Annotated in this window: 12 protein-coding genes and 1 riboswitch; of the genes, 4 read left to right on the top strand and 8 right to left on the bottom strand. The window is 44.6% G+C overall.

What is annotated here, in order from left to right; genetic code table 11:
• Window positions 1-426: 426 nt before the first annotated feature.
• The 3 genes from FTT68_RS07895 (at window position 427) to FTT68_RS07885 (ending at window position 3,125) form a co-directional block, all read left to right on the top strand.
• On the top strand, window positions 427-1,317 hold the full coding sequence (locus FTT68_RS07895; protein ID WP_075168185.1) for a sulfite exporter TauE/SafE family protein: 891 nt from the start codon (window positions 427-429) through the stop codon (window positions 1,315-1,317).
• A gap of 127 nt (window positions 1,318-1,444) precedes the next feature.
• Window positions 1,445-2,536: a 3-deoxy-7-phosphoheptulonate synthase gene (locus FTT68_RS07890; RefSeq protein WP_005177632.1), complete on the top strand. Its 1,092-nt coding sequence runs from the start codon at window positions 1,445-1,447 to the stop codon at window positions 2,534-2,536.
• Window positions 2,537-2,600: 64 nt separating this feature from the next.
• Window positions 2,601-3,125, top strand: a complete 525-nt coding sequence (locus FTT68_RS07885) for a protein tyrosine phosphatase family protein (RefSeq protein WP_016658194.1) — start codon at window positions 2,601-2,603, stop codon at window positions 3,123-3,125.
• Here FTT68_RS07885 and ispF read toward each other — a convergent pair.
• Window positions 3,113-3,601, bottom strand: coding sequence for a 2-C-methyl-D-erythritol 2,4-cyclodiphosphate synthase (ispF, locus tag FTT68_RS07880; protein WP_005177629.1), 489 nt, complete (start codon window positions 3,599-3,601; stop codon window positions 3,113-3,115). The two genes, FTT68_RS07885 and ispF, sit on opposite strands and share 13 nt — an antisense overlap.
• Window positions 3,602-3,698: 97 nt before the next feature.
• Here ispF and FTT68_RS07875 point away from each other — a divergent pair, with 97 nt between their 5' ends.
• Window positions 3,699-4,349: a hypothetical protein gene (locus FTT68_RS07875; RefSeq protein WP_005177627.1), complete on the top strand. Its 651-nt coding sequence runs from the start codon at window positions 3,699-3,701 to the stop codon at window positions 4,347-4,349.
• A 14-nt stretch (window positions 4,350-4,363) separates the two neighbouring features.
• Here the strand turns inward: FTT68_RS07875 and FTT68_RS07870 are convergent, their stop codons facing one another.
• The 7 genes from FTT68_RS07870 to bamA form a co-directional block, all read right to left on the bottom strand.
• On the bottom strand, window positions 4,364-5,272 hold the full coding sequence (locus FTT68_RS07870; protein WP_104488970.1) for an AEC family transporter: 909 nt from the start codon (window positions 5,270-5,272) through the stop codon (window positions 4,364-4,366).
• 245 nt (window positions 5,273-5,517) lie between these two features.
• A complete protein-coding gene (locus FTT68_RS07865) occupies window positions 5,518-6,768 on the bottom strand; it encodes a D-amino acid dehydrogenase (RefSeq protein ID WP_180175272.1) in 1,251 nt (416 codons plus the stop codon).
• A gap of 132 nt (window positions 6,769-6,900) precedes the next feature.
• Window positions 6,901-6,987, bottom strand: a riboswitch (glycine riboswitch).
• Between the two features lie 142 nt (window positions 6,988-7,129).
• Complete coding sequence (gene lpxA, locus FTT68_RS07860; protein WP_016658197.1) at window positions 7,130-7,918, bottom strand: acyl-ACP--UDP-N-acetylglucosamine O-acyltransferase; 789 nt, start codon at window positions 7,916-7,918, stop codon at window positions 7,130-7,132.
• Window positions 7,915-8,400: a 3-hydroxyacyl-ACP dehydratase FabZ gene (gene fabZ, locus FTT68_RS07855; RefSeq protein ID WP_087662207.1), complete on the bottom strand. Its 486-nt coding sequence runs from the start codon at window positions 8,398-8,400 to the stop codon at window positions 7,915-7,917. The genes lpxA and fabZ overlap by 4 nt, the downstream gene beginning before the upstream one ends.
• A 5-nt stretch (window positions 8,401-8,405) precedes the next feature.
• The gene (gene lpxD / locus FTT68_RS07850; RefSeq protein ID WP_104509726.1) at window positions 8,406-9,476 is read right to left on the bottom strand and encodes a UDP-3-O-(3-hydroxymyristoyl)glucosamine N-acyltransferase; all 1,071 of its coding nucleotides are present in this window, start codon (window positions 9,474-9,476) and stop codon (window positions 8,406-8,408) included.
• Between the two features lie 3 nt (window positions 9,477-9,479).
• A complete protein-coding gene (locus tag FTT68_RS07845; protein WP_180006525.1) occupies window positions 9,480-9,977 on the bottom strand; it encodes an OmpH family outer membrane protein in 498 nt (165 codons plus the stop codon).
• 42 nt (window positions 9,978-10,019) lie between these two features.
• Window positions 10,020-12,440: an outer membrane protein assembly factor BamA gene (bamA, locus tag FTT68_RS07840; protein WP_373685555.1), complete on the bottom strand. Its 2,421-nt coding sequence runs from the start codon at window positions 12,438-12,440 to the stop codon at window positions 10,020-10,022.
• Window positions 12,441-12,498: the final 58 nt, after the last annotated feature.

Genomic DNA, 12,498 nt, shown 5'->3' with positions numbered 1-12,498 from the left:
ATTCCACCTGACTTGCAGTTTCATGACCATTAACTGCTTTTTATCATGCTGAAAGATTGATCAAATAAAATCCAAAACCCCAACACATGTCATCCCTATGTAATGACACTGAATACACAAATAATAATTTTAAAGTGAAATTTCCTGCTATTTTTAATCTTTTTATCTTTCCATTTTGCTGCGCTGTCATCACAAAATCCGTCTATTCGGCCCTGCACATCCTGATCTTTTTACTAAAAAATCCCCTTTTTTTCAGCTTTAAATCCAGCAGATTTCAGATAGATCTACTCCACGCTGTTTCACTATAAATGTTGATCTTTTTCTCATCTTTAGCATTTTTTAGAATAAGCAAATCATTAATCATGCCAACGACTTATATCCGAAAGTCATAAGATAAGCACGTTTTTTGATGTATGGCATATCCCCATGTTTGGTGCAGTTGAGTTTATTTTGGCAGGTGTTTTGGTTGGCTTCTGTGTAGGTGTGACCGGTGTAGGCGGTGGTTCGTTAATGACCCCGATTTTAATCAGCCTGTTTAAGATTGAACCGCACATTGCCATTGGTACCGATCTGCTCTATGCCGCAATTTCCAAATTCTGTGGTTCACTAGTCCATGCCAAAAAAATGAATATCGTCTGGCCAATTGTGATCTGGCTGTCTGTCGGCAGTATCCCGGCGTCTTTTGCAACGCATTGGGTACTCGACAACTATTTAAGTCAGTCCACGCATTATAAAGCTGTGCTGACCATGGTCTTGGGCTTTATGCTGACCCTGACTGGCGTGTCCATTATTTTCCGCAGCCAGATTGAAAAATTCTTCAACAAATATCGCAAACATGAATTGCCAGATATGACTCAAGACCTGGAAAAGGTCGACCTGAAGGCCACCAACAAACGTGTGATGATTGTGGTGATGGGAATTGTCCTGGGTGTGTTCGTCACCCTATCTTCGGTGGGTGCAGGTGCGTTTGGCATTATGGCGCTGGTGCTTATGTTCCCGAACTTGCCAATGATCCGCATTATCGGCTCCGATGTGGTCCACGCAGTCTTACTGACCTTTGTCGCCGGTATGGGGCACATGACCTCGGGCAATGTCGATTTTGAACTGCTGATGTGGTTACTGGTCGGTTCTATTCCGGCAATTGTGGTCGGTACTTTAGTCAGTTCACGCCTGCCTGAAAAAATTATCCGTAAAGTGCTGGGCATTACCCTGTTCGCGCTTGGGGTGAACTTTATGCTGAACCCGGTCAAATCCAAACCGGCACAACCAGTTGAAGCGGCAATGGTGGTGAGCGCTGAAAAAACATCGCCAGTTTAATTTATCTCTGCGATTCATCACTTTTTTTTCAGTAATCTATTGATCTTTTTTATAACAATAGGCTGCTATATTCGTGTTATATTCAGGCTATTAAACAATCTTGTATACGATTAAACCAGTGACGGCAATGAACACTTTACAGTCTAACCCTATTACACCTTCAGATATCGATGATGTGAATATTAAAAGCATCCAGCCACTTGTGACCCCTGCTGAACTCAAAGCAGAACTTCCACTGACTGACTCTGCTTATCACACCGTACTGAAAGGTCGTGAAACCATCCGCAATATTCTTGATGGTAAAGACAAACGTCTGTTTGTGGTCATTGGGCCTTGCTCGATTCATGATCCTGTGGCAGCACATGATTATGCAGACCGCCTGAAAGTGCTGAGCGAAAAAGTAAAAGATACCTTATACATCGTAATGCGGGTGTACTTTGAAAAACCGCGTACGACCGTGGGCTGGAAAGGTCTGATTAACGACCCGGACATGAATGACTCTTTCAATATTGAAAAAGGTCTGCGTATTGGCCGTAAACTGCTGCTGGAACTGAATGAAAAAGGTCTGCCTTGTGCCACTGAAGCACTGGACCCGAACTCTCCACAGTATTATCAGGATCTGATTTCCTGGTCAGCGATTGGTGCGCGTACCACAGAAAGCCAGACTCACCGTGAAATGTCTTCTGGCCTGTCTTCACCGGTTGGCTTTAAAAATGGTACCGATGGCGGCTTAACTGTTGCGACCAACGCAATGCAGTCTGTAAAACATGGTCACAGCTTCCTGGGGCTGAACGAACATGGTCAGGTGTCGGTAATTCGTACCAGCGGTAACAACTATGCGCACGTGGTATTGCGTGGTGGTAATGGCAAGCCAAACTATGATGCCGGTTCAGTCGCCGATGCAGAAGCAGCGCTAATTAAAGCCAAAGTTAGCACCAAAATCATGATTGACACCAGTCATGCCAACTCCAACAAAGACCCGTACCTGCAACCACTGGTCTTAAAAAACATCACCGAACAGATTTTAGATGGCAATAAATCAATTGTCGGGATTATGGTCGAAAGTCATTTGAAAGGCGGTCGTCAAGATATTCCTGCAAATCTTTGCGATTTGGAGTATGGTAAGTCTGTTACCGATGGATGCATCGACTGGGAAACCACTGAAAAATCCCTGCTTGAGATGCATGAAGCATTGAAAGAGGTTTTAGCCAGCCGCTAAAACTGACTCAAAAACGCCATCGTCAAGATGGCGTTTCCATTTCAGTTGCAGGAAATTTTATCTGATGAATGAAATTGAAACCGCTTTAAGCCAAATTGATCACTTTCAGTTTGTGCATGAACACCTGTACACATCCGGCCAGCCGAATGCGGAACAGTTACGTCAGATTAAAGAATATGGCATTACCACTGTGGTTAATGTCGCACTGAGTGATGCCGAGCAGCATCTAGCCAATGAAGATAAAATCTGTCTGGAACTGGGCCTGAACTATGTACAATTACCGATTTCTTGGGAAACTCCATCTGACGCCCAATGTCTGCTGGTTTTAGACCTGATTGATCATCTGGTGCAGGATCAGATGGTGTGGTTGCATTGCGGTACCAATCAGCATGTCAGCAGCCTGATGTATTTATATCGTCAGTATTATATGAATATGGACATGCCAACCGCGCAAGAAATGTTGCATCAGATCTGGGAGCCGAATGAAACCTGGACCGGTCTGATTCACGCTGTTGCCTTACAACTTCAGGGCCGTAAAGCAACCCAGGAACTGCAAATTTCCTTAATGAAAACCGATCACTTTGCGTGACAAATTAACACCGTAGCTGTAGCCAGAATTCCTTCCTGACGTCCGGTAAAGCCTAATTTTTCCGTGGTGGTGGCTTTAATGCTGATTTGAGTCACATCCACATCCAGCACATCAGCAATACTCTGGCGCATTTCCAGATTGTGCTTGGCCAGTTTCGGGCGTTCACAGGCCACGGTAATGTCGGCATTATTCAGCAAATAACCGCGGTCTAAAATCAGCTGATAAACATGCTTCAGCAACACCCGGCTGTCAGCGCCCTTAAATTCAGGATCGGTGTCGGGAAAATGCTGTCCAATATCGCCCAGTGCCAATGCACCCAATAAGGCATCGCATAGCGCATGTAAAATCACATCCCCATCTGAGTGGGCTTTCAGAGCATGGGTATGTGGAATTTTAACCCCAGCCAATGTCACAAAATCGCCTTCTTCAAAGGCATGTACGTCTATTCCCTGCCCAATTCGTATTTGTGCAACCATATTCAACTCCTTCAGAAATAAACGATTGAAATCTTGTATTCACAGTTTCTCTTTCGCTATAGTTAGCTTACGCAAGCTAATGAAAGTATAAGCGATCATGCTGTTGAAAACCGAGATGAATCTTATAAAAATCATTGGAACCCTGTTGTTTTTGGGCGCCGCGGGCACCCCGCTGTCGCATGCACAGAAAATCAATTGCGAGCAGGCCAACACGCCTGCTTTCAATAAAATCTGCCATGCCGATTTACAGGAGATTCGTGAGCAGCTCAATGATCAGTTTCTGACAGCTTTTCTGGTGACCGATGCCCCGCTGCGTATTCTGCAAGATACCCATCAGCTCTGGTTTAAACGTGCGCAGCAGTGTAAAACCACCGAGTGTTTTAAACAACAGTTTGAAGCGCGTCTGGATCAGTTAAATTTCTTTAGCTCGATGAACCAGAGCATGACCCAGCATTATCTGAAATTTGAACAGGGACAACTGGCCAAGCAACCGGTACATTTGCAGATTCATCAACTAAATAAAGACAGTATTAAAATTGAAGGTGTGGCCTATCGCAGTCCAAACAACAAGCTAGACACCCAAACCATTTCCTTACTGGCCTATACCTCACCACAGCAAAAGCAGCATATTATTGATAATGAACATGACTGCAATTACCAGCTCGACTTCCAGAAGGCTTATTTAGCCGTGCGTACTGAACAAAAAGGCTGCGAGCGTTTTAGCGGTATTTATCGACTCTATGATTAAAACCTGACAGCGCTTTACATCACCCACCACAAAATCAATGGCAAACTGAACGCCGCACACACAGTCTGCAGGCTAATCACACTGGCCATCAGCTGGCTATCTCCCCCCAAAACTTTGGTCAGAATATAAGCCGATGAGGCCGTCGGCAAGGCAAAAAACATCACCAGAATCTGGGTATGCAGGGCCGGCAGATTCAATGCCAGACAGGTCGCCAACGCAATCATCGGCATCAACAGCAAGCGTCCAAAAGTGTTTAATAACAAGGTCCGCAGATCTTTACGCAGCCCCTGAAACTGTAATGCTGCACCAATACACATCAAGCCCAATGGCAAACTGGAAATGGCAATCTGTTTTAAATAATTTTCAAAGCCAATCCATAAGCGTAAATTCAGCAGATTAAACACCCCGCCTGCAATACAGCCTAAAATTAAGGGATTTTTCAATAATGATAACAGGATGGATTGCAAGCGCATCCCTTCTGAATTGGTCAGGGCCAAAACCGAAAGCACATTGACCAGAGGAATGCAAAACACCAGCAGAATAGCAAACAGCGCCATACCCTGCTGATAAAACAAAGACGCCGACAGCGCCAGACCGATATAGGTATTAAAACGCACCATGCCCTGCATATACACGCCAAAACGTGCCGCTGCAGTGCCATACAGCGCCTTGAGGATATATAACAGACAAACCGCAATCAGCAGGGTCAGACCCGCTCCCAGCATCATGTGGCGAATTTCGCTGGCCTGAATTTCAGCATGCGCCAGGCCCAAAAACAGCATCACCGGGAACAGCAGATAGTAGTTGAGCTTTTCTGCACCGTGCCAGAATTTATCTTCTAAAAACCTAAAGCGCTTGAGTACATAGCCCAACGCAATCAGAAAGATTAAAGGAAATAGCGCAACCAGAATTATATTTGCCATCGTTTATCCATACATATCGCGGTCTGCCCAGGACGGCAGCATCTCAATCCATTTTTTTAATGGCAGTTCAAAATCTTAAAGCAAAAAGATATTTTATTTAAAGCCTGAGTATAAGCCAAATAGCCCGTTGAATTGACAGCGATTTGCTTCATTTTGATGGATTTATTTTGCCAGAACCCGGCAGATGATCAGCATCTCTCCTAAAGCCCTGTTACTTTAAAACAGAGCTTAACTGAATGTTCTCATTACCCGGTCACCGGATAATGCTGCGCAATTTCCTGACTAATCATCAATGCTGTCGCCGCAGATAAGGTCCAGCCCAGATGCCCATGGCCAGTATTATAAAATACCCGTGGATGCTGGCCCTGCCGAATCACCGGCATCATATTTGGCATCATCGGACGTAAACCTGCCCACGGCACCACGCTTTCGGTTGAAATATCAAAATTCCGCTGCACCCAGCGCACCAGTGGCTGAATCCGGTCATGGCGAATATCGCGATTATAACCATTAAATTCGGCCGTTCCGGCAATCCGCAGCCGATCTGTGCCTAAACGTGAGGTCACAATTTTGGCACTTTCATCTAGCAGACTGACCCAAGGTGCCTGCTTTTGGCTCTGTTCATCCTGTAAATTGACGGTAATGGAATAGCCTTTGACCGGATAAACATTGACCCGATCATCCACCTGTCGCGCCAATTGATAGCTCCCCACACCGCCGCAAATCAGCACGGCATCGGCATGTAAGGTTTCCACCATCGGCTGATCTGCCAGCGGATCTTCAATGGCTGGCCGATAACTCAGCTGTACCTGCTGGGCGTCTAGCTGAATATCATGAACATCCCGGCCAAAAATATAACGTACACCCTGCTGCATGGTGACTTGAGCCAGCCCCACCGTGAATTTATGAATATCGCCGGTGGCATCTCCCGGGCAGTAAAAACCTGCATAATACTGTCCGGTTAAACTTGGTTCAATCTGGCGGATTTCATCCAGACTGACCTGATAACGCTCCAGCCCGCCCTGACAGAGCAAATCATTGACCCGAATTGCAAAGTCAAAATCCGCTTTATTATGATAAAAATGCAAAATTCCACGTTTTTCCAAATTGAAATCAATCTGTTCCTGTTCTGCAATTTCAAATAAACGTTTGCGTGCCAGAAGTGCCAGGCGCACTGTTTCCTGGGTATTGTGTTCATAATGGCGAATATTGCTTAAGAACTCGATCAGCCAGCCATACTTATGCAGATCAAATGCAGGATTTAATAAGAGCGGCGCCGACTTTTGCGACATCCATTTCAGGCCTTTCAGTACAGTGGCTTTCTGATTCCAGACTTCTGCATTACTGGCCGATAACTGGCCACCATTGGCATACGATGTTTCCATCGCCGGGTATAAATGCCGGTCAATCACTGTGACCTGATAGCCTAAACGCATCAGCTCGTAGGCTGAAGTGACCCCGGTAATTCCTGCACCAATGACAACAACATGCGGCATAAAACGCTCCTTGGAACAGCTGTTCCAGACGTGATGCCCCATCTGTCAGGGTACCTGAGAGCTTCGATTGAACTGATGTTCAGCCCAACCATCCCCTTCGGTGAGCACTGCGCGTGCTTCTCTCCAGATTTTTGAATTATTACGGTCCTTTTGCCTGAGAGTTTCCGGGGTCGTTGCTCCTTCGGCGAGCACCAAGTGCCGCTCTCCCGCAATAATTTTTTATTGTATAGCTTGAATATGAGCAAAATCCGGGCCAAGCACGAGTAGAAATTTGTATCTGATGTTCAAGAAACCTCAAAATCTGGATATAAAAAAACTGCCCCAATTGGAGCAGTTTTTTGAATCAGCTTCAAACAGCGTGTTAGCGTACAATCCCGCGTTTAGACTGTTCTAGTGAATCAATTAAACGCTGTGCTTCCGGCACTTCTGGCAGAATCTCTGCACGGATTTTCTGAATGGCTTCTTCAGTGGTTAATCCTGATTTGTAAATCAGTTTAAAGGCGTCCCGTAATCCTTGAATCACATTTTTCGACCAGCCTTTACGACGCATACCTTCAATATTCATAGCAAAAGCATGCGCAGGATTACCCGAAACCATCACATAGGCCGGTACATCTTTCAGAATTAAAGATGCGCCACCAATCATGCTGTAAGAGTCAATTTTACAGAACTGATGAATACCCGAGTTTCCACCCACCACCACATAATCACCGACATGCACGTGCCCTGCGACACCGACATTATTGGCAAAAATATTGTGATCACCCACGATACAGTCGTGAGCAATATGCGTATTGACCATCAACAGGTTGTGGCTACCAATTTTAGTGATGCCTTTGTCCTGAACCGTCCCGCGATGTAAGCTGGAATGTTCACGAATCAGGTTATAGTCACCAATTTCCAGCCAAGTTTCTTCACCCTGATATTTCAGGTCCTGACAGACTTCGCCAACACTTGCGAACTGGAAAATCTCATTATGCTCACCAATACGGGTATAGCCACCCACCACCACGTGTGAATGCAGCTTTGTACCCGCACCAATGCTGACATTCGGACCAATAATACTATAAGGTCCAATTTGCACATCAGGCGCAATGACTGCAGAGGAGTCAATTATAGCGGTGGGGTGAATGAGGGGGTTATTGCTCATGCTTGCTCTGTTTTCTGATGCGAAATCATAATTTCCGCGGTTGCTGCAACAATGCCATCGACCGTGGCGATACAATTATATTTGTAAATACCACGTTTCTGCATTACTAATTCAGATTTTAATACAAGTTGGTCGCCTGCAACCACTTGTTTTTTAAATCTAACTTTTTCGGCACCGGCAAATAGGAATAATGCACCCGCAGTCGGTTTCTGATTATTCATAATAAAGCCAAGCACGCCTGAAACCTGTGCCAGCGCTTCTACAATCAACACCCCTGGCATAATTGGATATTCAGGGAAATGTCCTTGTAAAAACTCTTCATTAATCGAAACGTTCTTATAACCCACAATCCCATTGTCAGTTACATCAACGATTCGATCTACCAATAAGAATGGATAACGATGTGGCAAATATTCACGGATGGTTTGAATATGCATTGGCAATTCAGGTTTCGTAAATGTTGGGGTATTCGACTCAGTCATCATAATTATTTACGCAATTTTAAAGTTGATTCAAGGGACTCAATTTGAGTCTGCATATGATCGAGTCTTTTCTGCAATTGGGTCAATGGCACATCTGCTAATTGTCTAAAGCGAATCACCGCGCGTTTCCATTGCGCATTTGGTAATGCACCGGTGCCCGAAGAATAGGTTCCTGGTTCAGAAATACTCTTTGTGACCATTGACATTCCGGTTAAAGTCACGTTGTCAGCAATAGAAAGATGACCAGAGACCCCACACGCACCTGCCAGAATACAGTTTTTGCCAATGATGGTACTGCCGGCAATACCGCATTTTGCAGCGATAGCAGTATTGGCCCCCACTTTCACGTTATGCGCGATTTGCACAAGGTTATCAATTATGACACCATGTTCCAAAATGGTGTCATCCAGCGCACCACGGTCAATACTACAATTCGAACCAATTCGTACATCATTACCAATCTGTACCGAACCTAACTGTGCAATACGGTGCCATTTGCCCTGATACGGAGCAAAACCAAAGCCTTCACTCCCAATCACGGTATTGGCATGAATGCGGACCCGATCAGCAATTTTGGCTTCACCAGTGATGGTGACATGCGAATCAATAAAACATTCTTTACCAATTTCAACAAAATCATCAATTTTGCTGTGCGACTGGATAATGGTTTTATCACCCACCACACAATTTTCACCCACCACCACATAATGGCCAATATAAGCACTTTCGGAAATGATCGCTGAGGGATGAATTTGTGCGGTACTTTCAATACCGGTTTGAGTGTGCTTACGCTCAAAGACATGGGTTAAAATTGCAAACGCCAAATAGGGATTTGCCACCACAATAAAGTTCTGATGCGTATCAAGCTGCTGCTGTAACTCGGGCGTGACAATTAAAGCACCCGCTTTAGACACTTTTGCCTGCTCCACATACTTGTCAGCATTGACAAAAGCAATGTGCTGCGGTTCAGCAAGCTCCAGGCTCGCTAAACCCTGGAGACCTAAATCGGCCTGACCGACCAGCTCACCCTGGACCAGACGAGCAAGTTCTTCTAAGCGATAATGTTGATAACTCATTGATTACTTGATTGCATTAACCTTTTGAATCATTTTATCAGTTAAATCATACTTAGGGTCATAGGCAAGTGCTGAGTTTTTGTTCAAAACCACATCTAAATTATTTTCTTTACGCAATTGTTCTGCTGCCTGCTTGATGCGCTGCTCAAAATTGTCATTCATTTTTTGCAGATCAGCCTGCACTTTGGTCTGCAAACCTTGCTGTAAAGTATTAAATTCTTTTAACTTGGCCTGATACTGCGCCGATAATTTCTGCTTATCGGCTTCAGATAAGTTCGCTGACTGCTGGGCACGTTGCTGCAAATTTTCCAGCTCTTTACCCAGCTGTTCAAGTTTAGTGGTTTGAGGTTTAAGCGATTGTTGCAATGCACTATTTTGCTGTTTTAAATAGCTGCTGCTTTCAACCACACGCTCTAAGCTGACCACACCATAACCTGCCGCCTGTGCCGCTGCGGCACAGGACAGTGTGAAACCTAAAACCGCCAGTTGTATCTTCTTCATCTTGATCTATCCCTATTTCAAGCATCCATGAACAGACCGTACTTAGAACGTACGGCCAATTTCAAACTGGATATTCTTGGTTTCATCGCCTGGTTTTTCATTCAGCGGATATGCATAACTTAAGGACAATGGGCCAATCATGGTAATCCAGGTAAAGCCGACACCGACGCTATAACGCATTTCACCGAAGTCAAAGCCGTAATTATCTTTACAGTATTGACGGCCTGCATCCGTGGCTTGAACATCACACTGAGTATCAAAGACTTGTGCACCTTCAGCAAAAATCACCGGACGAACCTGACGTGCCCAGTCCCCTTTAAATGGTACCGGCAAAGCCAGTTCAGTACCAAACTGTACTAAAGCATTACCACCCACTTCTTCTGGGGATGGGTCTGGCTCACCTCTTTCACTAAAATAAACACCATCATATTTTGGACCAAGCGTACTGTTATCATAACCACGTACCGAGCCATAACCACCGGCATAATAGTTTTTATAGAATGGTAAATCATTACCATAGCCCAATTTACCATAGCCGCGTAATACAAAATCTTTACCCAGCGGATAATAGGCCTGTGCATCATAAGTGACTTTTTGATATTCCACATCACTGCCCGGCAAGGCAATTTCTGCATTCACCCGATGCGACATCCCCGTTGTTGGGAAAATTGGACGGTTAAGGGTGTTATATGACCAGCCTAAATTCAGATTATAAGTTAGGAATTCCCCCTTAAATTCATCGAAAAACTTCGATGGATTACTACACTCACGTGTAGCAGCATTCCAGAACTCAGGTTTACAAAATGAATCTTGTCTTCCTGTCTCTTTGCCACCATTTGCTAGGAGATAATCTCTTACATAGGTTGATACACCCGCACCTGTAGTAACTTCAGTTTGGTCAATATTTAAACCTGCACTAATGCTTTGGTTTTCATCAATTGGGTAACCGAAGTTAATTCCGCCACCAAAACTGTCGGTCACATAGTTGTTAACGTTATAGTCATCATCCAGTTTGGTTTTACGGTAGTACATATTATAACCGCGACGCACACCATCAATGGTAAAGTACGGATCGGTTACGCTTAGGTTATAGTAGTCCTGTGTTTCAGAACGCGACAAGTCAATCGACACGGCATTACCGGTACCCAGGAAGTTGGTCTGGCTTAAACCGGCCTGGAAAGTTACACCGCCACTTTGCGAGAAACCCACCGCCAAGGTACTGGTACCAGAATGCTGTTCTTCCACCGCAACGTTAAGATCAACCTGATCCGGCACATTCGGAACACGCACCGGTTTAATATCCACGGTTTTAAAGAAACCAGTACGTTCTAAACGGACTTTAGACAGATCAATTTTTTCGTTACTGGCCAATGCACCTTCCATCTGGCGCATTTCACGACGTAGCACTTCATCGGCAGTTTTGGTGTTACCACTGAAGTTAATGCGGCGTACTGTGACTTGCTGACCCGGGTTGATGTAATAGTTCAGATCAACCTGTTTGGTTTCTTCATTAATTTGCGGTACCACATTTACTTCTGCATAGTAATAACCCGCATTACCATACTTGCGAAGCAGCAGCTGTTTAACCGCATTGACCTTTTCTTGCGAATAGGTTTCACCATCTTTATAGATTTGCAGCGCTTTTAATTCTTCTGGTGCATATAAAGCATCACCCAGGAATTTGGTTTGACCAAATTTGAACTGCTCACCTTCATCAATCGACACTTCAATGAAGATGTGCTGCTTGTCTTCACTTAAGTTCAGGCTCGAATTATTGATATTAAAGTTGATATAACCACGGTTTAAATACAGCGCACGTAAAGCTTCCAAGCTTGCTGCCATTTTTTCACGCGCATAACGGTCGTTACGTGAAATCACAGACGCCCAGCCACTTTCCTTAACTGCAAAGGCCTGTTTAATTTCACTGTCTTTAAAGACGGTATTGCCAATGATATTAATATCAAAAACTTTGGCCGCTTTACCTTCAATAAACTCGATGGTCAGGTCGACGCGGTTATTCGGACGTGCTGTGGTAATGACTTTGACATCGGCATCATAACGGCCTTGCTGCATGTATTGCTGTTCAAGTTCCGATTCTAGTGTTTGCAAAGCAGACTTTTTCAGCACTTCACCTTCAGCCACGCCCATTTTCTTTAAGCCTTCTTCAAGGGCTTCTTTTGGAATTAATTTATTGCCTTTAAATTCGACTGTTGAAATGATCGGACGTTCTACCACCTGAAACACCAAGGTATCACCTTGCTGGGCAGCTTTAATATCATCGAATAAACCTGTGGCATACAGGCTGCGAATTGCATTTGCAATGGTGGCATCGTTGACACGATCACCACTATTTACAGGAATCATTCCATAAACATTGGCTGGCGTTAAACGAACAAGTCCGTCAATTTGTATATCTCTTACGATAAATTCATCTGCTGCATATACTTGTTGTACTGCTGCCATAGCACTAACCAGTGCCAGAGGCATAAATAAATGTGTGTGCTGCATGCCAGTCTTTTCC

The sequence above is a fragment of the Acinetobacter sp. Q85-2 genome (assembly GCF_013420555.1).
GTDB classification, from domain to species: Bacteria; Pseudomonadota; Gammaproteobacteria; order Pseudomonadales; family Moraxellaceae; genus Acinetobacter; species Acinetobacter indicus.
The sequence above is the reverse complement of the archived record's forward strand: the minus strand, read 5'-3'. Positions and strand labels throughout refer to the sequence as shown.